We start from the raw sequence: 26,117 nt of genomic DNA on the forward strand, positions 1-26,117 counted from the left end.
CCATTTCAATACACGATTACTGGCTCGTTTTGACTTAGATTATCATACACTGTTTTCATAACACTTGGCGGGGTATTCACACAACCGCCCGATCCATTCGTAAGATAGGCATTACTGGACCAGTTCCTCCGCCAGCTTGCATCGTGGAAGCCGCATCCATCCAGCGTAAAGGGGGCCCAATATGATACTTTCACACTATAATTCAGATTCCCTACTTCGCTGCCCCTGAGAATGGATGGTGATTGTTTGTACTCGATATACCAAACGCCTTTTGGTGTATCCTGATTAACCCCATGCCAGCCTGTAACCACATTGGTAGTAAGTTTTAGCTGCCCATTTTTATAAATCCAAATCCGCTGGTCCTTTATGGACACTTCCGCATACGTGTCGCCAATTCCATTGTTCGTGGTAACTTGATAGCCGACACCATAAGTACTCCAGCCAACTCCATAAATATTATTGGCATTTAGCGATTTTTCATCTTTTTCAAAGGCTTTCTGAATCTGCTTCGTCTCTTTGTCCACATCGATTGCCCAGCCGTAAGACTTACCTGGCACAGAAATAACCGAACCTGAGTGTGTCTTAAAGGTATAATTTTTATTTAATGTTGATTGAGAGCGATTAATCTCCGCCACCTTGTTCTTTATACCGCCATAGTCAATGGTATACTGCATGTTTTTTGAGATTGACGCCTTTTTTATAACGTCGCTGCCTTTTAAAGAATAAACTTGGTTCTGGACCTTATAATCCACGGTTCGTTGTAAAAGTTGCTGTAGCATACTCACTTGATTCTTAATGATCGGGCTGTCTTCCTTGTTTGGCTGTAGATAGACGGGTTTAAGATGAATATCTCTATTTATTTCCTGTTTTAAATAATCCTTAACAGTATTGGCTACATCATATTGCGTCCCAGCCTTGCTTTTGGTGATGATGATTTTTCCATTTTCTATATAGGCCGATGCATCCTGAGGTTCTATTAAGCTCTTATTCATCAGAGTGAGCTTTTCCTCGATTTGGTTTTTCATGGTTATGCTTCGATATGGGTTTCCCCCGCTCGGTATTAAAGAATAATTTTTTGCCTTTGAGGAAGGGAAAAAAGTCCTCTGTTGTTTTAATAGTTTTTTGACACTAGGGAGATCCTGATCCGTAAATCCAGACTTCGTGTCATTACCATCGAAGATTTTTTCATTTCCAAGGTAAACTTCATTTTTTAATACCGATGATTTCAACTTTTTTATGGCTTGATCAGCCGTTAGTCCGCCGACTTTTGTGCCATTGATGGTGATATTCCCATTAAATCGGGTTGCTTGATAATAGCTGATGCCTGCAAATACAAGTGCAATGATAAAGATAATGACACCTGTAATAAGCATCAAATTTGTGAACCTTGGCTTGGTGTTATACCGTCTTCTTTCCATTTCTTTAACTGGCACATATACTGCATTTCTCATAAACATATCCCCTTACCTGGTACTCAACAATCATAACCTTCTAACCTTTACTCTTCCTTAACATTGGATTAATTTGCCTTTTGTTATATTAATATTATTCTATTTGATTGAACAGTATGAAATTTGTCATAATTTGCATAAAAATATAATAAATTTTTTTAGTATTAATGAAACTTTTTAAAAAATAAAAAAACTCTTGTGCAATTCGCACAAGAGCAGCGTTGTTCAATATTTTTATTTTTCTCTACGCCCACCACATATTCCCTGGATTTTCACGGATCACGACGTCGTTTAAGTTTTTTACCGCTCGTGAAAAGCCTTCATCTATTGACATTAATGGATCTTCGTGTTCGATGCTGACCACGTAGTCATAGTTATAAGTACGGAGTGCACTCATGATATCAGACCATTCCTGCACACTGTGACCGCAGCCGACGCTTCTGAATGTCCATGCACGTGTCTGTACATTTCCATAGGGCTGCATATCAGTTAATCCAAACATGTTAACATTATCTTGATCAATGTAAGTATCTTTGGCATGGAAATGATGAATGGCGCCAGCTTTTCCAAGAATTTTGATAGCTGCAACCGGATTGATTCCTTGCCACCATAAATGACTAGGGTCCAAGTTTGCACCAATAGCTTCACAGGTTGCTTCCCGAAGTTTCAGCATGGTATAAGGTGTATGAACAAGAAAACCGCCATGAAGCTCAAGACCAATTTTCACATTATGCTGAGTAGCGATTTCCCCGATTTCTTTCCAATAGGGGATCAATTTATTTTCCCATTGCCAGGTTAAAATATCTCCATATTCCAATGGCCAAGGAACAACTGGCCAGTTTGGCTGCTTTGCTTCCTCGCTGTCACCAGCAGTACCAGAAAATGCATTCACAACAGGAACACCTAGAAGAGATGCTAATTTAATAGTTTTACGCAATACGGAATCGGATTCTTCCGCAAACCTTTTGTCCGGTGAAAGCGGGTTTCCATGACAACTGAAAGCACTGATAGTTAACCCTCTTGATGTGACAGCATTTAGATAGTCTATTCTTTTTACCTCATTTTCCAAAAGTTCATCAAGAGGGCAGTGGGCGTTCCCTGGATAACATCCCGTGCCGATTTCCACTGCATCAAGCCCTGAAGCTTTCACATGGTCGAGCATTTCTTCAAATGATTTATTTGCAAATAGGACAGTAAAGACACCTAATTTCATTATGCTAACACTTCCTTCTTTAAGGAAACAATTCGTTTCGTTTCTTGTGACTCTAGGGCAGCTAGTATAATCTGAAGTGACTTCATTCCTTCTTCACCGGTTATAAGTGGCTGTTTATTTTCAAGAATACTTTCAACAAAATGGTTGATCACCTTAGAAGATGTCTGTCCGCCTTCTTCATTTGTTTGGATTTTATCTAATTTATGATAAACGATACTGCCATCTCGATATTCCTCAATAAGTGAGTATTCTGGATCAGCTTCTAACCGAAGGGTACCTTTTTCTCCGTATATAATAGTAGAATTATCGCCACCAGTCACATAAGCCCAGCTTGCAGTAAGTGTACCGATAATTCCGCTTTCTGTTCGTAAAATACAAACGGCATTATCATCGACTTCTGTATTTTGCTTCGCATTTGTTTCAATGAAGGCTCCAACTTCAGTAAACTCCCCAAGTAAATAACGCATTAAGTCTGCCTTATGTACGCCCAGGTCACCCATTGCACCAATAAAGGCCTGCTCTTTATTAAAAAACCAGCTTCCTGCCCCGTCTACACTCCAGCCTTCAGGTCCAGGATGGCCGAATGTGGTTTTAAAGGAGTAAATTTTTCCAAGCTTGCCCGTTTCAATAATTTCTTTTGCTTTTTGATGGGAAGAAACAAAACGTTGATTGTGAGCGATCATGAGCTTTCTATCATTTTCCTCTGCTGCACGAATCATCGCTTCTGCTTCTTCTTGTGAAGTGGCCATAGGCTTTTCACATAAAACATGCTTGCCTGCATTCAATGCCGCAATCGATACAGGTGCATGTAAGTAGTTTGGCAGGCACACACTTATAGCATCAATGTCCTCAAGATTTATTACCTCTTTATAATCTGTATAAGCTTTTGCTCCATATTGTACAGCCATTTTCTCTGCTCGCTCTGCCACAATATCGCATACGGCAACAATTTCTACCTGATTATTGAAATTATATTCCGGCAAATGGCGATATTTTGCAATACTTCCACACCCGATTACAGCTACTTTTAATTTACTCATTGTTAATTTCCTCCCTTTTATTGTTCTTCTATTAATAAAGACGGTTGCTCACATGTACTCTCCATAATATAGTGCATTCCGGTTTCAGATGAACGGTGAATACCATGCATGATTTCTAAAACATGCAATGCCATATCACCATTGGCACGCGGGTTCCTACCTGAAACAATCGCTTTTGCCATATCTGCAAGTCCGATTCCACGCAAATTATCATTGGCATCACCATCTGGCTTGATTTCTTTCCATTCTTCTTCACCAAACTTTTTTATTAAAAGCGGCTGGTTAAATTGGTTCGGATCCGGCAAACTGATGGTTCCGTTTTCTCCGTAAATTTCTATAAATGGTGTACGAGAGGCTGATACATCAAAACTGGTTGTAATGGTTGCTGTTGCACCATTGTCAAAGTCAAGAATCCCAGTAACATGTGTCGGTACTTGGACCTTTATTCTTTCTCCGGATTTATTAGGGCTGGTAATAAAGCGCTCTGGGAAAGTGATACTTGTTGAACCAGCAATCCGATTTACAGAACCCATTAAGCAAACAAGTGCGGAAAGATAATATGGACCCATATCGAACATTGGTCCACCGCCGGCTTGATAAAAAAACTCGGGATTTGGATGCCAGGACTCAGGACCACGAGACATCATAAAAGCTGTAGCACCGATTGGTTTACCAATGACACCATCTTTTATTAATTGTCCAGCAAGCTGGATGCTTCCACCTAAAAAAGTATCTGGTGCTGAACCGACGAAAACATTATTTTTACGCGCTATATCTAAAACACGCTTTCCATCTTCAAACGAAATGGTAAGCGGTTTTTCTGAATACACATGTTTTTTGTGTTCAGCTGCCTTCAAGGATACCATTGCGTGAGCCTGTGGAATGGTTAAATTTAGTACAAGATCAATATCCTTTGAAACAAGCATTTCCTCTACTGATAAAACGTTCTTAATTCCGTATTTTGCGGCAGTTTCCTCTGCTTTCTTATTGTCCAAATCCGCACAAGCGATAATTTCGAAATCCGGAAAACGATGACTATTTTCAATATAAATGCCGCTAATATTCCCGCAGCCAACAATCCCAACATTCATTACCATCTTTTTTCCCCTTATTTTTTTTGCTTATTGGTGCAGCTTTTCTTTTAAGTATTTAATACTAACCTCAATACTTTCAAATGGATTTTGACGACAAACATCCTGCTCAACCACCCACCACTTTACTCCGGCTTTTTCACCAATACTTAATACAGCCTCAATATCAACCCCACCTGTACCAAGCTCAGCAAAAAACTGTTCTTCATCTGTGGTCATATCCTTTAGATGGACAAGCGGCGTCCTATTTTTATAACGGTCAATCCACTCTACTGGATTTTGACCCGCTTTTGTTAGCCAGTACACATCAAACTCTGTCTTCACATGGTTGGGGTTTGTATCGTCAAAAATAGCTTCCAATGCTAATCTGCCATCGGAAAGACGTTCCAGTTCAAAATCATGGTTGTGATAAAGAAGTGTAATGCCCTCACGAAGGCACTTCTCACCAGCCTGATCCAAAAAAGAAATAAGGGCCTTATAATTCTGTTCATTTCGACTTTCCGGCATTAAATACGGGCAGACAACATATTTGCTTCCTAATATTTTCTGATCTTCAATCACTTTTTCCAAATTACTTTTCAATTCTTCAAGAGACACATGGCTGGAAGCCGCTTGAAGACCAAGGTCATCCAATAAATCTTTTACTTCTTTTGCAGTCAATCCGCCATATCCAGCAAACTCTACACCATCGAAACCAAGTTCAGCTACTTTTTTCAATGTACCAGCAAAATCTTTTTCGCTTTCTTTACGTAATGTATACATTTGTACAGCTATTGGAATAATCGTCATTTTCCATCCTCATCTCTATCAGATTCAAAACATTACTTATTTGATTTCAGAATATATTATGTACATTGATATGAATATAGATTATATTATTAAAACATAAACTATTTTGCTATTATTATATTTTTTTCTAAATAAGGAGGTCCTATGACTACGAACATTGGTTATTGCGGGTATTCCTATCACACCCAGCCCTTTTATTCCCACTATCGGACCGGATTCCCAGCCTATTTATTTCGACTGCAAACGGAAGGATTTTGTGAAATTATAGTAAAGGGAAAGAAATTGGCAATCGGGAAAGGAGATCTCTTGCTCATTAAACCAGGGGATCAATATGAACTGCTTATTGAAGAAAGCCAAGATCATTTAGCAGAGTCCAAGGTGATGAGTGGGGACTATCACTTAGCATGTGAGGGCGATTGGGTTGATGAATGGTGGTGTCGTTCGGTCAAACCTACCATCTCACGGATTGAATTGGATGACAAGCTTATTGCCTTATGGAGACACCTGATTATCGAAGAGCGACGACCTTCATCTGAAAAAAATAAAGAGCTTTCCGGATATTTATTACGAGCCATTTGTTTGTCTCTTGAACGGTCAGTCAACGAAACAGCTCCTTCTTTCAATCGCCCCTATGCAGTTACACGAATGATGCGCTACATTGAAGAGCATGCCACAGCCGCCTTTAAAGTGGAGGCAGTAGCACGGCATGCCGGGCTCAGTCTCTCCCGCGCAGTCCACCTGTTTAAAATCAGCCTTGGGCAAACAATGATTGAATATGCACTGGAAATCCGTCTTACCGCTGCGATCGAGAGGATGAAATATACTTCAATGACACTGGAGCAGATTGCCGAGGATTGTGGGTTCGGGACTTATCCTTATTTTCATAAAGTATTTCGTAAAAAATACGGCGTAGCCCCAGGAGCATATAGGCGGCAGGAGTAGATTAATCTAATGTAAGATTTCATGAATTTTAAACGATTAAAAATAGAAAAGAAGTAAGAGAATGATTATATTCATCCTTTCACTTTTTTGTTGATTTAGCAAGGAAACCAAATTTTCGTGATTCGTGTTCACTATGATGCAGAAGCCAAAACAGGTTATCCCAGTAAATGGTATAACCTGTTTTTCATCAATATTGACCATAACTACAGTTCATGTCTTGAGAAGATTAAGTTGTGGTAACGTCGGCAGGAAAATACGAGTTTACAACGTAATTTTTAGCGTAGTGAGAGTAATTCTTTTCTGAATGCTCGTTCATGTAGTCTATAACTTTTTTTAATTTTGGCTGCGTTGCACATTCAGCTTCTCCAAATAGCTACGCATCCTTCGCATATATTCGGGTGCGTCCAACGGATTCCCGGCAATCATTTCAATGATACAGAGTCTTTCGGCAATTTCCTTTTCTGCTTGGGATATAGCCTGGTCAAGTTCTCCATATGTCCGGACCGTAACGGTAAACGCGTTGCCACCAAAGGCTTCGGCCAACTTCGTGTAGGACCATCGAGGGATTTTGTTATACTTTTGATCCACTGTTTTGACATTCAAATATTTCTCGATCGTATAACCATCGTTGTTCAAGACGAAAATTATAGGCTTGCAGTGGTAATAGAGCATGGAACTAATCTCCTGGGCTGTCAGCTGCAGGGAGCCGTCGCCTGTAAACAGTAACACCCGTCGTTCTGGCGCCGCGATACTGGCACCGAAGGTCGATGGTGTGGCGTAACCAATCGACCCCCAACCTCCTTGCCCAATATATGTTACATTGCTCGGCAGTCTCACCTCCGCCATTCCATTATAGAACGTCCCTGTCTCGACGATCACAATATCGCCCTCTTTCAGCATGCGCTGAAAACGGGGATAATATCCGGCTGCCATTAGAGGATCGTCGGCACTAGCAGTGACTTGATCGTAAGGAAAAAATACCTTTCCCGCCCCCCTTTGGCCCTTGTAACCAACCTTCTGTACTGCAAGTAACATGTCGGCTGCCAGTACATTCGGATATTCCGCCTCAGCGGCCTTGACCATATCCGGTTGAATATTGACAGTCACCAGTGGGTTCAGCTTTGCGGTAAAATTTGCGGTGTTGGTGTCCGCCCATACCATGCCGATCGCAATGATACAGTCTGCATTTTCTACCGTGTTTTGCACTTCAGAACTTCCGAAAGAGCCTAGGTACATTCCGATGTAATTCTGATGAGTTTCGTCGAATGCTCCCTTACCGAACATCGTAGTCACAACGGGTACGTCCATTGCGTCGGCTAGCTGCCGAACTGCTGTCTGAAGGCAGAAACGCATCGTTTTGTAGTCCACCAAAATAACCGGCCGGTGGGCATGCTCCAGCAGCTGCCGGACATGATTTGCTGCTGCCTGAAGGGTTTTCAAGTTAGACATAGGGCGCAACGGCATCGGCACTTCACGGGCCATGATCGGCTTGCTCACTAAATCATCGGCAACAACCAGGTATACTGGCTTTTTCTTTTCCTTCGCAATGCGAATTGCAGCCTGAATTTCAATCTTGGCGTTTTCCGGAGTAAGCACCGCGGTATAAGCCGCAATCTGCTCATACACCTTGCGGAAGACATCAAAATTTCCATCCATTAAGGTGTGGTGCATTAGCTTATGCTCCTTTTGATTTTTATCAGGAGGCGCACCCACAATGTGAATGATTGGCACATGCTCGCTGTTGGCTCCCGCTATCGAATTGCAGGCGCTAAGCTCCCCTACCCCGAAGGTCGTAATAAGAGCAGAAATGCCTTTGATTCTTGCGTAGCCATCCGCGGCATAACCCGAATTTAGCTCGTTCCGTCCGCTTATAAACTGGATACCATTATACCGCTCCAAAGTATCAAGCAGTGTAAAATTATAATCCCCTGCAACGCCGAAAATTTCGGTAATGCCCTCCAGCTTCAGGCAATCGAACAAATACTGGCCAACAGTTTTTTGTGCCGTTCCGGTTTGTGTGCCAGAGCTGCCTGTAGTCATATCCAGCGCTCACTCCTTATTAATTTCTTAGACTTTTTCTGTTTTATAATCCCCTTTCATCGAATAGGTTATCCTGTGTGTGGATCGGAAAAGGCTCTCGCTCCTTTCTTTTACCATGTTTCGTCTATTTATACAGTTTTTTGTAATGTTTTAGGTGGTTTTGTCAGATGTATTCCAATTACTTAAAATTTTTCGCATAATAATAATGGCGAGAAAACAATTTATCGAATTAAACAGTTAAAGAGAATCAGGGGAATGTATTATGGTAATCGAGATGGAGGAACTGGAGGACCGGATCAATCAGATGAGAAAGATGTTGATCCTAATTGCGGGGAACACCGGATTAAATAGCAATGACACCCTTTGTTACAGTCAGAAATTAGACGAGCTTATCACGATGTATCAAAAAAGAAAAAATCAGCAACATACAGAAGTTTGATTAAAAGTCCTGTAATTCACACCTGAATACGGGAATTTTTTTAAATTTTCTTTAGAAAACAAAAGGCTTCATCGCCAACAAATTGTTGGGAGAAGCCCTTCTTATGACCTATTTTGCAGAAATTCCACCAAGGGATAGATATTTGATATCGAGATATTCCTCGATTCCGTATTTACTTCCTTCACGACCTAATCCGGACTCCTTCACGCCGCCAAATGGAGCTTGGGCAACGGATGGCAAACCGTCATTAGCACCGATAATGCCAAATTCTAAACGCTCAGCGAGGCGGAAAATTCTGCCCACATCCCGTGTAAAGAAGTAAGCGGCTAATCCATAACGCGTATCATTAGCTTTGTGGATTACTTCATCTTCCGTTTCAAAAGGAAGGATCGCCACAACCGGACCGAATGTCTCTTCACTGGATATCTTCATCTCTTCAGTAACATCTGCTAGAATCGTTGGTGGATAATAGAATCCTTTTTCAAATCCTGTACGTTCTCCCCCTAATAGGAGTTTGGCACCCTTCGAAACAGCATCTTGTACATGTTCTTCTACTTTTTGAACAGCAGATGGTTCAATCAGTGGCCCTACTGCGATTCCTTCTTCAAGGCCATTTCCGACTTTCATGGTTTGCAGACGATCCGTTAATTTTTCTGTGAAGGCTGGGAGAATATCCTGGTGTACGTAGAAACGATTGGCCGCCACGCATGTTTCACCCATTCCTCTCATTTTTGCCAATGCGGCATGGGAAACAGCCTCCTCCAAATCAGCATCCGGGAAAACAATAAACGGAGCATGTCCCCCTAACTCAAAAGAAACCCGCTTCATCGTGTCAGCGGCCTGTCTCATTAACAACTTTCCTACACCTGTCGATCCTGTGAAGGAAAGTTTTCGCACCCGGATATCTTCCATTAAAACCTGTGTCAGCTCAGAAGGGTCTGTTCCAACGACAACAGAAAGTACACCTTTTGGCAGACCAGCTTCTTCAAAAATGCTGGCAATCGCGAATGCGGATAATGGCGTTAATTCAGAAGGCTTGACGATCATGGTACAGCCTGCAGCGAGTGCCGGTCCGATTTTTCTTGTAATCATGGCTGCAGGAAAATTCCATGGGGTGATTGCTGCTGTCACACCAACTGGACGCTTGAGTACCATAATTCGTTTATCCTTAGAGTTGGATGGAATGGTATCCCCGTAAACTCGTTTAGCTTCTTCAGCAAACCATTCCAAAAAAGAAATGGCATACGCTATTTCACCACGTGCTTCGCTAAGCGGCTTCCCTTCTTCAAGCGTCATAATTCGAGCAAGCTCTTCCGTTCGCTCACGCATCAATTTCGCAGCTTCGACGAGAATTTTCGCCCGTTCGGATGCAACCGTGTCTGCCCATTCCGGCTGAACACGAACAGCAGCTTCAACTGCAAGTCTCATTTCTTCTTGTGATGCATTAGGCACCTGTGCAATTATTTCTTCCGTTGCGGGATTGATGACATCAAATGTTTCCTTTTTATCCACCCATTCCCCGCCAATAAATAACTGATACTTTTCCAACACGCTTCCCCCTTGCTGTTTTTATTAAATTAGAATACAACGACCAGACGGGATGCTTCCCCTCGAGCCAGCCGATCGAAGCCTTCGTTGATCTCATCCAACGACAAACAATCCGTTAACAACTGATCGACTGGTAGACGGCCTTGCTTATACAATTCAATAAACCGAGGGATATCCCGTGCAGGTACACAGCTTCCGACATATGACCCTTTAAGAGTACGCTCTTCCGCCGTTAAGGTCACTTGCGGGAAAGAGAAGTGATGATCAGGATGTGGCAATCCGGTCGTAACCGTTGTACCCCCGCGTTTCGTAATACCATAAGCAACGTTCATGGCAGGGACTACTCCTGCTGTTTCAAATGCATAATCAACTCCACCACCTGTTGCTTCACGGATTAGGGAGACAACTTCCGGATCTCTTGAGTTAAATGTATCAGTGGCTCCTAATTCACGTGCTTGCTCAAGCTTTGTATCATTGACATCTACTGCGACAATTCGGCTGGCTCCAGCTGTGATTGCCCCAAGAAGCGCACTCAGTCCAACTCCGCCAAGCCCGATAATCGCCACAGTGCTTCCCATTTCAATGCTTGCTGTATTGACAACCGCTCCAACCCCTGTCATAACCGCACATCCGAACACAGCCACTTTTTCAAATGGAATCTCAGGATCCACTTTGATTAAGGAGTTTCTTGATACGACCGCATGATCGGCAAAGGCCGAAACACCTAAATGGTGATGAACGGTTCCCTTATTTAAATGAATCCGCCGTTCATCACTTAACAACGTTCCTGCTGTATTGGTTTTAGCCCCTGGTTCACAAAGCGCTGGACGTCCTTCTTGACAAGGAAGGCAATGACCACAGCTTGGAACGAAAGCACATACCACATGATCTCCTGGCTTCAAGTCTGTGACACCTTCCCCTACTTCGACAACGACGCCCGCAGCTTCATGCCCCAATGCCATTGGCATGGGACGTGGACGGCTTCCGTTAATGACTGAAAGATCCGAATGGCAAAGACCCGCCGCCTTAATTTGCACTAACACTTCACCGCGTTCAGGAGGATCCAATTCCAGTGTTTCGATTTTGATAGGTTTACTTTCTGCATAAGGCGCAGGCAGGCCCAATTCATGAAGTACTGCTGCTCGTATTTTCATTGCTCATTCTCCTTTTATTCGTAATATCCCTCGGTGGATTTGATAAACTCGGCAAATTGCTTCGAATCGTGGCCAAACCAGACCTCTGAATTCGTTTCTTTTGCCAGGCGGCGAATTCTGTCAACGGTTTTTGCGTATCCGACTGAATCATAGATAATTCCAGGAGGCTTAATAGGTGGTCCAAAGCTTTCAGCGGTATAGATCGTGTCTGAAGCTAAAATAATTCCACCCTTCTCAGGCAAATCAATATGTAGTCCAAGCATTCCCCAGGCATGACCGCTTCCGAAGTTTAGGACGCGAATCCCAGAAGCTAGTTCAAGGAAATCTTCATCCCGCTTGACGGTTTGCCACTGCAGGTGGTTTTTAATCCAGGCATCAATATCTCCCCAAATGTATGCGCCTTCTTTTTTATGTTGGGCATAGGATTGAAGCGTGCCATTAAACTCATCTTCATGCACAATGATCGTTGCGTTTGTAAACATCTCCAAACAGCCGGCATGGTCTAGATGAAGATGGGAAGCAACGACATATTTAATATCCTCCGGACGAACCCTCAGTTGTTCAAGACGATGATGAAGATAGCACTCTTCGCCAGCCTTCCATGGAAAAGCTTTTTGGGTTGATTCTGTCCATCGGCCCTCTGCCCCCATGGAATTAGGGTTACATGCAGTATCAAATAAAATTTTTCCTTCCGGATGATCAATCAATACTGTGTAGATTGGGAATTCTACCATTTCAGATGGCATTGTTGGATTGTCTGTCGTCGCTGGATTATGCATCGCAATCATCCAGTTTTTATCCATGCTCATTCTTCCATTATCCATCACATAGAGCTTCGGTTTTGGTGTTATAATATTTGCCATGATAAGCCTCCTTGTTTTTTTATTCAACTAAAATTAACCACGCATATATTAATTGCAAGATTCATGCCAACTTTCAAAATGCCATTTTGACGCTAATTTACGAGTTTTTAATATTTGGAATCGGTGAATTTTTTCACCATTCATAGTTCGTAAGGGTTTACAAAAACGCGATATAACTTCATACTAGTAAGGTGGTGAAAAAATTCAGCAAAATAAGAAGTTTTCACCACCCACATGTTACAAAAGGGTGGAAATTTATGATTGAAATGTTGAATAATAAACAAATGTTGGCCATTCTTGAATTCTCAACGGATGGAATTTATGCTGTAGATTGTCATGGAATCACTATTTTCGTTAATCAGGCTTATGAACAGATCACCGGTTTCTCTCGTGAACATCTCGTTGGAAGGCATATGAAAGATTTAATTCAAGAAGGATATATCGATCAATCTGCTTCTCTTCAGGTCTTACGCGATAAGAAAAAGATCTCTCTATTGCAAACCATCGCACATACAAAAGAAGTAATTGTAACAGGAAATCCTGTTTTTGCTGAAGATGGAACCATTGAAATGGTCGTAACTAGTGTAAGAGATGTTACCAAACTGAATTCATTGCAAAAGGATCTAAGCAAAGCCAATACTTTTTCAAGAATGCAAAACTATCGATTTACCTTTACAACGGATGAAGAAGAAAATAGATTCCTATTCCGTGATATCCAAATGAAAAAAATTTATGAAAAAGTAACCCAAATTGCTCCATTCCCCACTAGTGTTTTGTTAACCGGCCCTTCTGGAGCAGGAAAAGAGGTGATTGCCAACCTGATTCACGATTTCAGCGATCGGAAGGATAAACCATTTATTAAAGTGAATTGTGGAGCTATCCCTGAGACACTTTTAGAGTCTGAATTTTTCGGTTATGAGTCGGGTGCCTTCACAGGAGCACGTCGTGAAGGAAAACTCGGGTTGTTGGAATTGGCCAATAATGGGACCATTATGCTTGACGAAATTGGAGAGATGCCCGTCCAGCTGCAAGTCAAGCTTCTGCGCGCGCTGCAAGAAAAGAAGATACGGAGAATCGGAGGAACAGCAGACATTTCGGTAAATATTCGTGTGATTAGTGCCACCAATCAGGATATCGTGACCTTAACCAAACAAGGGAAATTTAGGGAAGACCTTTACTACAGGATTTCGGTGATTGAACTGCGGATCCCTCCCTTATGCGAGCGTAAGGAAGATATTGAGCTGCTTACTGATCATTATTTTGATTTATATTGTCAACGGTACAAAATTCAAAAGGTCTTGACACCTGAAGCCAAGTGTTGTCTCATCCAGTATCAATGGCCTGGAAATGTACGGGAACTGAAAAATATTATGGAGAACCTTGTTACTTCCGTACTTGAGCCAACGATTGAACCCTATCATTTACCCTATCAGTTTCAACAAATAGACAATGAACCGATATCGAATTTAAAAAGCAGATTAGAACATCTGGAAAAACGAATCGTAAATGAGGCGATTGCCAATCATTCATCGTTGCGCCAGGCCGCCAAATCACTGGGAATTGATCACACCACATTAGTGAAAAAGCTGCAGCGGTGGAAGCGAGATGGGTAGCCATTAGTGGTATATTAATCTTACCCATACAGCCACCGGATAGAAAGGTGCTAATCGGATCTTAAAAATGGGATTGCTACCGTGATCCCGTTTATTTGTTATTAAGCTAACTGAATGGCTCCAATGGATATTATTTTTGTCGAAAATTTGTTATAATAAAGTGTTTTTAACATTATTGAGGGGGAACGGTATTTTTATGTCAGTTGAAGTTGGCAGCAAGGTACAAGGTAAAGTAACAGGCATCACTAATTTTGGAGCATTCGTAGAATTACCGGATGGAGCAACAGGTCTAGTGCATATCAGTGAAGTTGCGGATAGCTATGTAAAAGATGTGAATGACCATCTCAAGATAGGCGATCAGGTTGAGGTAAAAGTGATTAGTATAAATGATGGAAAAACTTCTTTGTCCATCAAAAAAGCGATCGATAGACCCGAAGGACAAACCCCTTCTTATACAAAACGCCCACCGCGCCAAGGAAAATCTGATAATCGTTCCAAAGATTTTCGTCCAAAAGGTAATTTCAAGCCGAAGGAAAGTTTTGAAGATAAAATGGCTCGTTTTTTAAAGACGAGTGAAGAGAATTTATCTACCCTAAAAAAGAACACCGGAGCAAAACAGGGCGGTAGAGGCGGAAGACGAGGATAACTTGTTGCGTGTTAAATACTTCATTAGATAGATAAAGGCAAGCCTGTAATTGGCTTGCTTCTTTAATGTAGCTCAAACCAATTTAGTACAAAGCGTTCAAAGTTTTCATCCAAGTCCCACAGAGGCCGAATCCCCAGTACCAATTGTAACAATATGATAATGGAAGCAATCGGCGGAAAAGCCGATTGCTTTTAAAACAGCATCATATTAAAACCGCGCTAAAAGGATGCCTTTAGGATTTTACATGTTCCAATACTTCTTTAAACGTGCTGACTACTTTATCAACCTCATCGTAGCTTATGGTCAGCGCCGGCTCAATCCGAATGGTCTTGGAATTGATCAGCGTTCCGGCTACAAGGACACCACGGTCAAACATTCCTTTTGATACATCATAGCCGATTTCGTCCTGATGGAATTCAATGCCTATCATTAAGCCTTGGCCGCGAATTTCCTGAACTAAATCTTCATGACCATAGGCTGCCTCTTTCAACTCTTTAAGGAAGTATTCTCCCACTACAGCAGCTCTTTCCGGCAGATTTTCTTCTAGTAAAATACCGATTGTGGCAATTGCTGCAGCGCAGGCAAGTGGATTACCACCGAAAGTGGTCGTATGCATAAACGGATTCGGGAACCAGCTTTTAAACACTTCCTCCTTCGCCACAACAGCACCTGCTGGCATCACACCACCGCCGAATGCTTTTGCAAGGCAGATGATATCCGGAACAACATCATATAATTCAGCGGCAAACATTTTTCCGGTACGGCCCATCCCTGTCTGCACTTCATCAAAAATTAATAAGGCACCAAATTTATCGCAAAGCTCACGAACTTGTTTCAAATAACCTTCCGGCGGCAGGATAATACCTCCTTCCCCTTGAATTGGCTCCAAAATAACGGCAGCAACCTCTTCACCTACGAGGGCACAAGTTTCCAACGTTTTTCTCATCATGTCAATATCACCAAATGGCACGTGACGGAAGCCTGGAATCAACGGAAGGAATGGTTTGCGGAACATCCCTTTGGCCGTACCTGACAATGATCCAAGGCTTTTTCCATGGAACGCACGGGTAGTCGAAATGAATGTTGTCCGATCACTGTACATTTTTGCAAGTTTTAAAGCAGCTTCCACACTTTCTGTGCCACTGTTGGTGAAGAAGGCATATTTTAAATCTCCTGGTGTAATGTCAGCTAAAATTTTCGCAAGCATCGCACGGAGAGGGTCCAATAGGTCCTGGCTATGAAGGGCTTGATGCTTCAACTGATCAGTTACAGCCTTTACTACTTTAGGATTGCGGTGGCCGACGTTATAAATGCCGAAGCCGCCCAAACAATCGATATATTCCTTGCCGTTTACATCTTTAAAGCAAGCGCCGTTATCAGACCACTCTACTGCAGCAAACTGTCCGTCTTTAGTAACGGTTTTTCGGTAGGCAAGGAATCCCGGATTGACATGTTCACGGAATCCATCAACCGTTTCCTTGGTAATCCAGGCCGCATCCTCCTTAGAAACTTCTTCTTTTTCTATTAAACTTAAAACCTTATTAATATATTCGGTCACACTTTTTTTCTGCTCATTCTTTTTTTCTTGCGTTAAATCGATACTCATTTTGATTGTCTCCTTATTGTAAAATTTTTTTTATTAATTTGAAAACCAGCCAATAGGCTCTACCTGTAAATTGATATTAATCTGTTTAATTTCCTGGAATTCCTCCAGGCCAAATGTTCCAAGGCTGCGGCCAATTCCGCTTTGCTTATAGCCGCCCCATGGAGCTTCATTATAGGTTGGGTGATAGGAGTTTACCCAAGTAATCCCGGCGCGCAATTTTTTAATGACACGTAAGGATTTGGCCCCATCTTTCGTGAATACCCCGCCTGCCAGCCCGTAAACGGTGCCATTGGCCAGTTTCACAGCTTCTTCTTCATCCTTAAACTTCTGTATGCAGACAACCGGACCGAAAATTTCCTCCTGGACAATTCTCATGTCCTGCTTCACATCGACAAACACAGTCGGTTCAACAAAGAATCCTTTTTCCAGATGATCCTTGACAATGCGGTTGCCGCCGCAGGCAATCGTGGCCCCCTCTTGTTTGCCAAGGTCAATATAATAAAGTACTTTTTCCAAATGCTGCCTGCTTACCAGCGGACCCATTTCGGTAGCTGGATCATTGCCCGGCCCTACTTTGATCTGTTTCGCTCGTTCGACAAAGCGAGCGACAAATTGATCAAAAATGCTTTCTTCTACAAGGATTCTTGAACCGGCAGAACAGACCTGGCCGGAACCGGCGTAGATGCCAAACAAGGCATAATCGACAGCGGTTTCAAAATCGGCATCGGCAAAAATGATATTCGGCGATTTGCCGCCTAATTCCAGCGACACCTTTTTCATCGTATCTGCCGCGGTTTTCATAATATGCTTGCCTGTTTTCGTACCGCCGGTAAATGACACCATATCGACTTCCGGGTGCGAGGCAATTTCGTTGCCGACAATCGGGCCGGCTCCCATGACCATATTGGCGGCACCATTTGGCAAGCCTACTTCTTCAAAAATTTCGAATAGCTTTTTCGGGGTGACCGGCGTTACCTCCGATGGTTTAAAGACGACCGTGTTTCCTGCAGCGAGTGCAGGGGCCAGTTTCCAGACACTCATTAATAGTGGATAATTCCAGGGAACAATGAGGCCGCAGACACCGACAGGCTCCCGGACTACCATAGCCTGCATCGGATCGGCTACATGGTAGGTTTGGCCATCCGGCTTGGTAATCAACCCCGCATAATAACGGAAACACGCCGCCGCATCGGCGACATCAAAGCCTGCTTCCCGTAATGGCTTTCCGTTATCCATTGTTTCAAGCTCGGTTAGTTCATCGGCATTCTCATCAATTTTGTCCGCAATTTTTAATAAATAGGAGGCTCGTTCCTGCGCGGAAAGACCCGACCATACACCGGCTTCGAATGCTTTGCGCGCTGCATAAATGGCTGCACGTGCATCGGCTACTGTACCTTCCGGGGCATGGGCAATGACTTCTCCGTTTGCAGGATTCACAACAGGGCGTATTTCCTGATTTTCCGCATCACGCCACTCGCCATCGATATACATTTTAAGGTTGATTACTCTTTTTTTTACCTCGACCATTATCTATTCCTCCTTTGAATTACCCTCATTCATAAATAATGCAAGAAGCGTGCCAATAACAAAAAGCTGCCAGATTGCGATTTTTCAATTTATTTTCTAAAAAACTATTCAATTTTGCATAGGCCTATTTCTGATTGCATAGTTGCTAAAGCCTTTTGAAGTTTTGTTTGTTCGCATCTCTATATCCCCAAACCGTAAGAACATATCGCCCAATTCAACACTATTTGGATTTTTACGAAAAAAAAAGCTGTTCCAGATAAAAGCAACTCTGAAACAGCTTTTTATTAGTAAGTTGACAGGTTTTCCATTTTAATGTTTTTATCAGCTAGAATTTTTTGATATTTCCTGCTGACAGAGGATTGGCTGATTCCTAATGCTTTAGCCGCCTTTGTCGTCGTTTTATATTGGTTCATCGCCATGACAATCAATTGCTCTTCTACATAGTCGATGGCCTCCTGCAAAGGAATCACCCGTGTTACCACTGGCCGCATTTTTTTATGCTCATAGCCCAGCGATAAAAATTGGCTGACAAACTCTGCATCAATCGCCGGATGATCGGCCGTCACTACTAATCTCTCAATAATATTTTGCAGTTCTCTGACATTACCCGGCCATGAATAGAATTCAAGTACATTCACGGCATCGGGGGTTAAATGATAATTGCGCGCGTATTTTTCATTCAGCTGCTGCAGGAAGTGAAACGCCAGCAAGGAAATATCTTCTGTCCGCTCCCTTAGCGACGGAATGTGAATCGGAATAACATTTAAGCGATAAAATAAATCCTCGCGGAAAGTCCCTTTCTCGACCATTTTGGCCAAATTTTTATTCGTGGCGGCGATAATCTGCACATCCACTTTAAACGGGGTAGTGCTGCCGACAGGGATGACCTCTTGTTCCTGGAGGACTCGAAGGAGCTTTACTTGCAGATGCATCGGCATCTCTCCTATTTCATCAAGGAATAAAATCCCGCCGTCAGCTTGTTTAAAATAACCGTCTTTGCCATTTTTATCAGCACCGGTAAACGCACCCTTTGAGTAGCCAAACAATTCACTTTCCAACAAATTTTCTGGAATGGCGCCGCAATTTAATTTCAAAAACGGCTGATGTGAACGCTTTCCTAATTGGTGAATCGCTTGGGCAATCACTTCTTTTCCTACCCCTGACTCGCCATGGAGCAGGACGGTAGATGAAAAATCGGCAATTTTCCTGACCTGATTCATGATCTTTTCCATCTTCGGACTGCAATAAATCAATTTTTTCAAAAAAGCATCCTTACTTTTGAAGTCTTCCAGTTCTTTCTTATATTGCTCTGATATTTTCCGCATTTCATGGAGCTCAGTCTTTAAGCGTGTTGTTTCAGTAATGTCGCGCGATGCGATAATAATCCGGTCCAATTGATTTTTTTCATTAAAAATGGGATTTCCTACAGCCAGAATTTTTCTTCCCGTTCTTGTTTCCTGGACAACGGAAATCTTTTTCCTTTTTTCCATAACCAGCCTTGTAACAGAAGGAGTAAATAGACCTTTGTCCTCAAGCACCGTAATATTTTTTCCGATTAGTTCCTTTAAATCCATCTGCCAAAAATCATCAATGATGTTTTCGCTGTAACGAAGCAATTCCCCCTTGGCGTTAACGACAAGAATTTCATCATAAATACTGGACAATATTGCATTTAAGTCCATATTCAAGTCCTTGATATATTCAATTTCCAGGGCCATTTCCTCAACCATTGGCAAATCCTGAACGACAATGATAATACCTTCAACCTGTTCATCCAGATTAAGGATAGGGCTGTAATCAACAAGCACCCCCATACCATTTTTAAATTCCAGATGATTAAGAATCGTCTTGCCGCTTGCAAACACGTTTTGGATATGCTCGGCGCTGAATATAGTTTCTCCGGGGAAATTCAACACCTTGTCTGCAGAGGATTTAATCATTTTTAATCCGGCCTCGTTGCAATTGATCATCTTTTTTTCTTTATCAATAACGAAAATACCCATCGGAATGGACGACAAAAGAATCCGGAGAAAATCCACATTTTTATTTCCTTGCATAAACAGTTCGGTAAGCACGTCTTCTCTCAGGAGATACCCTAGCGACTTGTTATCTTCATCGGTGATGATGGCGAACGGCCCGCCAATAATCTGGAACAGAATCGGCAGCGAAATATGCTCGGTTAAATAGCAGATGCTCTCGATTGATTTGGCATGCTGCAACAATATTTCCATGGAATACTCATTCTGTTCCAGTTTTTCCATTAACGAGTTATGTATCTGTACATAGGCAAATATTTGCTCTTTCTTTTTTAGGAATAGAAAGGGTTCCTTAAAATTGGCTAATATTGGTCTTAAAGCTTCTCCTGCCTCTATCGTGACTGATATGATTGGTTTGACTTTTTCTTTAGTGACGGAAAACATAGCTTCATCTCCCTTTTCGTATCAATCCTATACTATCATTTTATTTTGAATCTTTTAACAAAAAAATCATCAAAAAAGAAGATGTTGCCGAACCATCTTCTTTTTGTTGGTCATTGCTTTTCCATTTCATGTCAATCGCTTCCTATTTTATACAAATCTTCTTTTATATAGGCTAATACCATTCCGGGAATCACATGATCCCCCTCCTGCACTTCCAACGATTCGATTTCCCCGCTCACCTCAGTCAGCACTTCCTCAACCGAGCCCGCTTCTGTTTTAATGGTAAATAATGTTTCCCACTCAAAAATCCGCTCGGCATTTTTGACCGTAATTTGTTCCACCTCTCCAAAGCAAGGGCTTAGAATCACGCCAAAATACATGAATAACACTCCTCCAGATTTTTAATATTCTTCATGAAAAGGCCGCGTTTGCAGCACAAGACGAAGGAAATCTTGAAATTCCGGTACATCCTCCACTTCAATTCCTAATCTGTCGGTCCAATGAAGATCCAAATCAATATCGTCCTGGCAAAGCAGCACCATTTTCCCTGACTGCATAGAAGTGACCATTGCTTTTCCGAAAAAGTACTCCGAATAACCAATGGTTAAATCATAGCGGTGATTATGAGAAATGAGACAATAATAATGCAGCTGCTGCTGTTCATTTTTTTCAAATAAAATATCAAGCGCCATCTAAAAATCCCTCCTATATTTAACGTTATGAATACTACTCGCAAGTTTCATGCCAATATATAAACTTGATAATGGCTCCTAACGGACAAAACCGTATGGGAAAAGGTGAAAAGTGTCCGTCATAAGGCCCCTAACGGACAAAACTGATCTGGAAAAGGGAAAAGTGTCCGTCATAAGGCACCCAACGGACAGAACCGATATGGGAAAAGTAAAAAGTGTCCGTCATAAAGCCCCTAACGGACAATACCAACCAGGGAAAAAGCAAAAGTGTCCGTCATAAGATTAGCCTTTTTAAAAAAATAGAAGGTAAGCGATATGTAAAAATGACTTTATTATGCAGCTTTGCATAAAACTCTTGGAATTGGATAACTGACTGAATTTGCTCACGCACAAAAGCTCTAGCTTCGTTGATTTATTTTTTAGGTGTTCGAAACAAGAGGTCAAAAAAAAACGCATCCACATGATGCGCTTTTCAAAGCCTTTAACCTTCAGCCCGGTTTGAAGGATAATGAACTTGTGTTGGAGTATCAGGATTCCAGCTTTCCAAACGGTCCTCATAGAAACTGCTCCGATACTTTCTACGATAATACATCAGCGGGAAGACACCGATTAGCAGTGTCCCTATTCCAACTATATTCGTGACTAAATCCAGTTGTTTTATATCGTATATGGCAATAAACCAAAGGAAAATTCCTGAAGCAAGCGGCCAAATGATACGCATAAGGATGTCTTTGCCATTCCTGACCTTTCGATAATACCAAGCACAGGAAAAACCAGTGAGACCATAGTAAAAGGCAATTTGCAGCCCGATGGCATTAATCGCATCTGTCATCAAGGAGCTAATCCCGCTACTAAATGCAGAAAGAACAAATAAGATAAGGGCAACAATTCCAATGATAATGCTGGATACCCATGGTGTTTTGAATTTCGGGTGGAGCTCCCCCAATTTTTTGTTCATGACTTGGTCCCGTCCCATAGAGAAGAAGGTCCGGGTCGATTGTAAAAGTGATGTCTCTAAAGTGGCGATGGTACTGATCATCACAGCGATTATGGCGATATCACCCCATGGACGCGGAAAAATCAGGTTCCCGACCACCGGAAGCAAATTTGTACTTGCCTGGTTTATTTGCTGGCTGTTCATTCCCATTTGGAACGTTACCTGCAGCAATTCAAAAATCAAGAAAATACAAATCATTCCATAAACCCCGCCTTTGCCGGGTGCGTTATGGCGATCTGCGGTTTCCTCCGTCAGGTTTGCCGTTACATCCCAGCCCCAGTAATAGAAAACAGCCACAAGAGAACCGGCAACAAATGTACTAAAGCTAAATCCGGATGGTAAAAACCAACCCCATGAAAAATGATGGACAGGGTGAGCTGCAAATTTAATCATTGCCCCAATCGTGATAATAAGCAATATGCCAACTTCAAGAACAGTCATAATTTTCTGAAATTTAGCGGTAATCTCGACTCCAATCATGACCAAAATGTTCATGGCGATAAACCAAAACGCACCGGCAATGGTTACGGCTACCACATTATTCGCCAACTTTGGCGCGATTAAATCCAATGTAACGGTCCCTGCAGGCAATGATCCGGCAATCATGAAGAGAGTTGTTGAGATCAAGAGCGCCCAGCCGCTCATAAATCCAAGGCTTGGGTTAATCGATCTACCCACCCATGCATAGCTTGCGCCCGAATCAGAACGCCAACGGTTCAGATACATAAAAGCAAATGATATTCCAAACATCACAACTGCCGCATATAATAGCGATCCCGGCCCCATTAATCCAACCGCTGCCACTAATGAACCAGTACTCGCAGATAAAGAATAGACAGGGGCTGTCCCTCCTATCCCCAACATTACCGATTCCAATGAACTAATTGCATTTGCCTTGAGTCCTTTTGTTTCTGCCATAAACTAGTATCTGCCTCCCCTTTGACCAAAATAAAAGATTAAGTGAAACTGCTGTCCCTATTAGGAAAAATTACCCCACCCCCACTTGTTTTAAATTTAATGTGTGCTCTCACCTTTAATATGCAAGAATCGTTCCAAAGGGGAAGCTGATGTTTTTTCATAGAAAAATATCGAAATCTCATTTTCCTCTATGTAAATGTGAATAACATATGATGAAATGCATAGAAGCAGAGGCTGGAAGTCCACAAGGCTAATAAGTTAAGAAAAGCTGCCTTATTCAGCAGCTTTCAATCATTTTTAAGACCATACCAAAAATTGGTCCAGATATTTAAGATCCTTGGTTTCATCTTTTCAACACCATAAAAGGATAATTCAATAAATATCCCATCAATTAAGCAATAAAAAGACATGATAAAATCATCAATATTCCCTTTACGAATTTCTCCGTTCTCCATACCTTTATTAATAATGGTTCTTAAAATGGCTGACAGCGCTTCTTCAGCAACGATAAACTGTTCGTGCAATTGCTCCTTCAAGTTCTCTGCGGGGAAAAAGACTGCCTTGTTAAGAAAAGTAGACTGCTCCTCATAATCAATATAATATTGAAACGTTAAGTTAACGATTTGAAAAAGCTGCTCCTTTGCACTTACACTTTTTATCTCTTCCATTAATTTTTCTACTTCTTGTACATGAAACCAGAGAATTTTCTCATAGATGGAAAGAAAAATCTCTTCTTTGCTTTTAAAATGATTATAAATAGAAGGCTTTTGGATACCGACTGCCTTCGCAATATCAGCCAAACTGGTTCCTTTATATCCATTTTTAGCAAAAAGCGACAATGCAGCTGCAATAATCTTGTCCTTGGTCATATTCATCCCCCGAAACTAACTTTAGTTAGTTAAATTATATACTGGAAAAAACAGATAGTCTAAAAAATGGATCTTTTCTAACAATAAAGCCCTGTTTTTTTACAAAACAGAGCTTTTATCATTTTTTTATTTTATTATGGATGCGTCGTTCAAAACCGATACGCTCCGTATAGGTGCCCCGTTCAACTTAATTCCTAGGATATAGATGACTGTGATGATTACAATGAAAGTAATTATTCAGATTTTTTTTCTTTTACAATTTTCAATGTGGCCAAACTAGCAAATTCATGGACAAGCGTGGCGGCTAAAAGGGAAGTAATCTGAGTAGGATCATAGGATGGCAATACTTCTACTAAATCAAAGCCTATAAAATTAAAATCTGTTAAAGAGCGAACCATTTTTAAGGTCTCCAGGCTGTTGTAGCCTCCTACTTCCAGTGTCCCAGTTCCCGGCGCACAGGAAGGATCGACAAAATCAATGTCAAACGTTAAGAAGCAAGGTGTGTCGCCAATCACCGCTTTCATATCACGTAAAATGCTCTCAAACCCGCGTTCATGCATTTCAGGAGTAGTGATGACATTGTAACCTAATTCGAAGCTTGCTTCCAAGTCCCCAGGATGATTCAGTGTCCCTCTAATTCCCAGTTGAAATACCTTATTTGGGATCAATAATCCCTCTTCATGTGCACGAATAAATGGGGAACCGTGCCAATATTTTTCATCATAATATGTGTCCCATGTATCCGTATGGGAATCAAAATGAATCATCGCCACTGGCCCATATTTTTTAGCCGCGGCACGCAAGTTGGCCAAAGTAACAGAATGGTCTCCTCCTAAACCTACGGGAATGATATTTTTATCCATCAATTCAAACATGGCATCTTCAATCACTTTATAACTGCGATGGATATTATGGGGAATGACAGATACGTCCCCGATATCAATCGCCTTACTGTCTTCAAAAGGATAAACCTCATGTATCGGGTGGTAAGGGAATAGCGTCATTGATGCTTGACGAATAGCCTGTGGTGCAAAACGGGCTCCCACACGAAAAGAAGCCGCAGTATCAAAAGGCATTCCCACAATAGCTAGTTTTGCATCCTCCCTGGAAGAAGGTAACCTCATAAATGTTCCTGTCGTACAAAACTCTGGCTTTACATCTGGAGATAGTGGATATTTCATTTTATTCCTCCTTTTCTTAATACTAACTACCGATAGTTAGTTTAATTTCATATTATCATGATGATGCAGAATAATCAAACTATTCTTAATGTTTTTTTGTGACATCTTACACTCCTATGCAGTGTGTATCTAATTTTCTATCGCTGCTTAGACACTAAGTCATATCTTTTTTATTCAATTGAAAAACTCCTATGCAGAAGACTTGTTTGCTTAAGGAAACAAACAAGGCCACAAATTCTACAATAGGAGTTTTTTGTGCAATATATTTTTAATACTTAGGCATGCTAGCGATTAGATCCCAACAATGTTCAAAACTCCATTCAAATCTGCTGCAATGGCATAGGATTTTTGTTTGATTTCATCATTCGGCTCTATTAAATCCGGTACGATGATGCATGGAATATTGGCTTCATATGCCGCATTTAATCCGTTTAATGAATCTTCCAAAACAATGGCCGATTCCGGAGTTTCATTTGCACGTTTGCAGGCTTCCAAAAATATATCGGGATGGGGCTTTCCAAATTTAACCTCATGGCCGCTAACATAGAAATCAAAGCGGGATTCCAATCCTGCCATCCTCAAATAACGTTCGATCGTTTCTCTGCTGCTCGACGAGGCAATGCATTTTTTTAGCCCCTTTTTATCAATGGCATTTAACAATTGTTCGGCCCCAGGTTTTACCACGAGACCATCGGTGACTAAAATTTCATCAAATCTTCTCTGATACGGTTCTGTGAGCGGTTTAAATTGAAAGTCATTACCGTATAGCTTCTGCAAAACAAGATTCGATTTGTCTGAGGCAAGTCCAATTAATTGTTTATAATGATCCAACACAAATTCATAGCCCTCTTGTTCCATTATGTCTCTCATTGCAAGGTATGACGGCCTTTCTGTATCAAATAAAAGTCCATCCATATCAAAAATCACAAGCTTAATTTGATCCATATTGCCCTCCTAAATGGTGATTGAAAATCTTCCATTCCCCAATCATACAATAAAAGTTATTTCCTACTATTAAGTTAAATAAAAAAGACAAGTGTCCCTAATTAAAAAGGGCCATAAGGTTGAAATATGACCT

The 26,117-nt window shown here is 41.6% G+C and carries 22 protein-coding genes; 4 read left to right on the forward strand and 18 right to left on the reverse strand.

The annotated features are described in order from the left end of the window. Positions 1–5: 5 nt before the first annotated feature. The 5 genes from ACZ5XR_RS16675 to ACZ5XR_RS16695 form a co-directional block, all read right to left on the reverse strand. Positions 6–1,457: a L,D-transpeptidase family protein gene (locus ACZ5XR_RS16675; protein ID WP_464497434.1), complete on the reverse strand. Its 1,452-nt coding sequence runs from the start codon at positions 1,455–1,457 to the stop codon at positions 6–8. 238 nt (positions 1,458–1,695) lie between these two features. Next, positions 1,696–2,664 (reverse strand): sugar phosphate isomerase/epimerase family protein, encoded by a 969-nt coding sequence (locus ACZ5XR_RS16680; protein WP_464497435.1) that lies wholly within the window; start codon positions 2,662–2,664, stop codon positions 1,696–1,698. Next, positions 2,664–3,704, reverse strand: coding sequence for a Gfo/Idh/MocA family protein (locus ACZ5XR_RS16685; protein ID WP_464497436.1), 1,041 nt, complete (start codon positions 3,702–3,704; stop codon positions 2,664–2,666). Before ACZ5XR_RS16685 ends, ACZ5XR_RS16680 begins: the two co-directional genes overlap by 1 nt. A 17-nt stretch (positions 3,705–3,721) precedes the next feature. Further along, entirely contained in the window at positions 3,722–4,801 is a 1,080-nt protein-coding gene (locus ACZ5XR_RS16690) for a Gfo/Idh/MocA family protein (RefSeq protein ID WP_464497437.1), read from the reverse strand. Positions 4,802–4,825: 24 nt separating this feature from the next. Then, on the reverse strand, positions 4,826–5,584 hold the full coding sequence (locus ACZ5XR_RS16695) for a sugar phosphate isomerase/epimerase family protein (RefSeq protein WP_464497438.1): 759 nt from the start codon (positions 5,582–5,584) through the stop codon (positions 4,826–4,828). 144 nt (positions 5,585–5,728) lie between these two features. Here ACZ5XR_RS16695 and ACZ5XR_RS16700 point away from each other — a divergent pair, with 144 nt between their 5' ends. Next, entirely contained in the window at positions 5,729–6,526 is a 798-nt protein-coding gene (locus ACZ5XR_RS16700; protein ID WP_464497440.1) for a helix-turn-helix domain-containing protein, read from the forward strand. Positions 6,527–6,859: 333 nt separating this feature from the next. Here the strand turns inward: ACZ5XR_RS16700 and ACZ5XR_RS16705 are convergent, their stop codons facing one another. After that, entirely contained in the window at positions 6,860–8,566 is a 1,707-nt protein-coding gene (locus tag ACZ5XR_RS16705) for an alpha-keto acid decarboxylase family protein (protein WP_464497441.1), read from the reverse strand. 262 nt (positions 8,567–8,828) lie between these two features. On the opposite strand from ACZ5XR_RS16705, the gene ACZ5XR_RS16710 reads away from it, so the two are divergent. Further along, positions 8,829–9,005 carry a Spo0E family sporulation regulatory protein-aspartic acid phosphatase gene (locus ACZ5XR_RS16710; protein WP_464497442.1) on the forward strand — a complete coding sequence of 59 codons (177 nt, stop codon included), beginning with the start codon at positions 8,829–8,831 and terminating at the stop codon, positions 9,003–9,005. Positions 9,006–9,113: 108 nt separating this feature from the next. Here the strand turns inward: ACZ5XR_RS16710 and ACZ5XR_RS16715 are convergent, their stop codons facing one another. From ACZ5XR_RS16715 to ahlS, 3 genes are read right to left on the reverse strand one after another with little or no spacing between them, the layout of a single operon-like run. Next, positions 9,114–10,553, reverse strand: a complete 1,440-nt coding sequence (locus ACZ5XR_RS16715; protein ID WP_464497444.1) for an NAD-dependent succinate-semialdehyde dehydrogenase — start codon at positions 10,551–10,553, stop codon at positions 9,114–9,116. 29 nt (positions 10,554–10,582) lie between these two features. Continuing rightward, complete coding sequence (locus tag ACZ5XR_RS16720; protein ID WP_464497445.1) at positions 10,583–11,707, reverse strand: zinc-dependent alcohol dehydrogenase family protein; 1,125 nt, start codon at positions 11,705–11,707, stop codon at positions 10,583–10,585. A gap of 14 nt (positions 11,708–11,721) precedes the next feature. After that, positions 11,722–12,570, reverse strand: coding sequence for an AhlS family quorum-quenching N-acyl homoserine lactonase (gene ahlS, locus ACZ5XR_RS16725; protein ID WP_464497446.1), 849 nt, complete (start codon positions 12,568–12,570; stop codon positions 11,722–11,724). 257 nt (positions 12,571–12,827) lie between these two features. Here ahlS and ACZ5XR_RS16730 point away from each other — a divergent pair, with 257 nt between their 5' ends. Together ACZ5XR_RS16730 and ACZ5XR_RS16735 are read left to right on the forward strand one after the other, a co-directional pair. Then, positions 12,828–14,183 (forward strand): sigma-54 interaction domain-containing protein, encoded by a 1,356-nt coding sequence (locus ACZ5XR_RS16730; RefSeq protein WP_464497448.1) that lies wholly within the window; start codon positions 12,828–12,830, stop codon positions 14,181–14,183. Positions 14,184–14,379: 196 nt separating this feature from the next. Beyond that, positions 14,380–14,829, forward strand: a complete 450-nt coding sequence (locus ACZ5XR_RS16735) for a S1 domain-containing RNA-binding protein (protein ID WP_464497449.1) — start codon at positions 14,380–14,382, stop codon at positions 14,827–14,829. A gap of 232 nt (positions 14,830–15,061) precedes the next feature. On the opposite strand, the gene ACZ5XR_RS16740 is transcribed toward ACZ5XR_RS16735, so the two are convergent. The 9 genes from ACZ5XR_RS16740 to ACZ5XR_RS16780 all read right to left on the reverse strand — a co-directional run bounded on the left by ACZ5XR_RS16740 (position 15,062) and on the right by ACZ5XR_RS16780 (position 25,984). Further along, entirely contained in the window at positions 15,062–16,435 is a 1,374-nt protein-coding gene (locus ACZ5XR_RS16740; RefSeq protein WP_464497450.1) for a putrescine aminotransferase, read from the reverse strand. A gap of 33 nt (positions 16,436–16,468) precedes the next feature. Beyond that, positions 16,469–17,962 (reverse strand): aldehyde dehydrogenase family protein, encoded by a 1,494-nt coding sequence (locus tag ACZ5XR_RS16745; protein ID WP_464497451.1) that lies wholly within the window; start codon positions 17,960–17,962, stop codon positions 16,469–16,471. A 284-nt stretch (positions 17,963–18,246) separates the two neighbouring features. Next, complete coding sequence (locus tag ACZ5XR_RS16750; RefSeq protein WP_464497452.1) at positions 18,247–20,382, reverse strand: sigma-54 interaction domain-containing protein; 2,136 nt, start codon at positions 20,380–20,382, stop codon at positions 18,247–18,249. Between the two features lie 131 nt (positions 20,383–20,513). Continuing rightward, the gene (locus ACZ5XR_RS16755) at positions 20,514–20,762 is read right to left on the reverse strand and encodes a biotin/lipoyl attachment domain-containing protein (RefSeq protein ID WP_464497453.1); all 249 of its coding nucleotides are present in this window, start codon (positions 20,760–20,762) and stop codon (positions 20,514–20,516) included. Between the two features lie 21 nt (positions 20,763–20,783). After that, the gene (locus ACZ5XR_RS16760) at positions 20,784–21,074 is read right to left on the reverse strand and encodes an SAV0927 family protein (RefSeq protein WP_464497454.1); all 291 of its coding nucleotides are present in this window, start codon (positions 21,072–21,074) and stop codon (positions 20,784–20,786) included. Positions 21,075–21,555: 481 nt separating this feature from the next. Next, positions 21,556–22,989 (reverse strand): APC family permease, encoded by a 1,434-nt coding sequence (locus ACZ5XR_RS16765; protein WP_464497456.1) that lies wholly within the window; start codon positions 22,987–22,989, stop codon positions 21,556–21,558. Positions 22,990–23,276: 287 nt separating this feature from the next. Then, a complete protein-coding gene (locus tag ACZ5XR_RS16770) occupies positions 23,277–23,858 on the reverse strand; it encodes a TetR/AcrR family transcriptional regulator (RefSeq protein ID WP_464497457.1) in 582 nt (193 codons plus the stop codon). 233 nt (positions 23,859–24,091) lie between these two features. Next, complete coding sequence (gene speB, locus ACZ5XR_RS16775) at positions 24,092–25,039, reverse strand: agmatinase (protein WP_464497458.1); 948 nt, start codon at positions 25,037–25,039, stop codon at positions 24,092–24,094. A 291-nt stretch (positions 25,040–25,330) separates the two neighbouring features. Continuing rightward, on the reverse strand, positions 25,331–25,984 hold the full coding sequence (locus ACZ5XR_RS16780) for an HAD family hydrolase (RefSeq protein ID WP_464497460.1): 654 nt from the start codon (positions 25,982–25,984) through the stop codon (positions 25,331–25,333). Positions 25,985–26,117 lie beyond the last annotated feature (133 nt).

The sequence above is a fragment of the Neobacillus sp. Fa239 genome, from assembly GCF_055395235.1.

Bases quoted from the DNA above. Each gene is read 5' to 3' on its own strand.
- ACZ5XR_RS16770 (WP_464497457.1), bottom strand. From the start codon at position 23,858: ATGACCAAGGACAAGATTATTGCAGCTGCATTGTCGCTTTTTGCTAAA.
- ACZ5XR_RS16730 (WP_464497448.1), top strand. From the start codon at position 12,828: ATGATTGAAATGTTGAATAATAAACAAATGTTGGCCATTCTTGAATTC.
- ACZ5XR_RS16690 (WP_464497437.1), bottom strand. From the start codon at position 4,801: ATGGTAATGAATGTTGGGATTGTTGGCTGCGGGAATATTAGCGGCATT.
- ACZ5XR_RS16705 (WP_464497441.1), bottom strand. From the start codon at position 8,566: ATGACTACAGGCAGCTCTGGCACACAAACCGGAACGGCACAAAAAACT.
- ACZ5XR_RS16680 (WP_464497435.1), bottom strand. From the start codon at position 2,664: ATGAAATTAGGTGTCTTTACTGTCCTATTTGCAAATAAATCATTTGAA.
- ACZ5XR_RS16765 (WP_464497456.1), bottom strand. From the start codon at position 22,989: ATGGCAGAAACAAAAGGACTCAAGGCAAATGCAATTAGTTCATTGGAA.
- ACZ5XR_RS16745 (WP_464497451.1), bottom strand. From the start codon at position 17,962: ATGGTCGAGGTAAAAAAAAGAGTAATCAACCTTAAAATGTATATCGAT.
- ahlS (WP_464497446.1), bottom strand. From the start codon at position 12,570: ATGGCAAATATTATAACACCAAAACCGAAGCTCTATGTGATGGATAAT.
- ACZ5XR_RS16750 (WP_464497452.1), bottom strand. From the start codon at position 20,382: ATGTTTTCCGTCACTAAAGAAAAAGTCAAACCAATCATATCAGTCACG.
- ACZ5XR_RS16675 (WP_464497434.1), bottom strand. From the start codon at position 1,457: ATGTTTATGAGAAATGCAGTATATGTGCCAGTTAAAGAAATGGAAAGA.
- ACZ5XR_RS16700 (WP_464497440.1), top strand. From the start codon at position 5,729: ATGACTACGAACATTGGTTATTGCGGGTATTCCTATCACACCCAGCCC.
- ACZ5XR_RS16695 (WP_464497438.1), bottom strand. From the start codon at position 5,584: ATGACGATTATTCCAATAGCTGTACAAATGTATACATTACGTAAAGAA.
- ACZ5XR_RS16740 (WP_464497450.1), bottom strand. From the start codon at position 16,435: ATGAGTATCGATTTAACGCAAGAAAAAAAGAATGAGCAGAAAAAAAGT.
- ACZ5XR_RS16735 (WP_464497449.1), top strand. From the start codon at position 14,380: ATGTCAGTTGAAGTTGGCAGCAAGGTACAAGGTAAAGTAACAGGCATC.
- ACZ5XR_RS16685 (WP_464497436.1), bottom strand. From the start codon at position 3,704: ATGAGTAAATTAAAAGTAGCTGTAATCGGGTGTGGAAGTATTGCAAAA.
- ACZ5XR_RS16760 (WP_464497454.1), bottom strand. From the start codon at position 21,074: ATGGCGCTTGATATTTTATTTGAAAAAAATGAACAGCAGCAGCTGCAT.
- ACZ5XR_RS16720 (WP_464497445.1), bottom strand. From the start codon at position 11,707: ATGAAAATACGAGCAGCAGTACTTCATGAATTGGGCCTGCCTGCGCCT.
- ACZ5XR_RS16755 (WP_464497453.1), bottom strand. From the start codon at position 20,762: ATGTATTTTGGCGTGATTCTAAGCCCTTGCTTTGGAGAGGTGGAACAA.
- speB (WP_464497458.1), bottom strand. From the start codon at position 25,039: ATGAAATATCCACTATCTCCAGATGTAAAGCCAGAGTTTTGTACGACA.
- ACZ5XR_RS16710 (WP_464497442.1), top strand. From the start codon at position 8,829: ATGGTAATCGAGATGGAGGAACTGGAGGACCGGATCAATCAGATGAGA.
- ACZ5XR_RS16780 (WP_464497460.1), bottom strand. From the start codon at position 25,984: ATGGATCAAATTAAGCTTGTGATTTTTGATATGGATGGACTTTTATTT.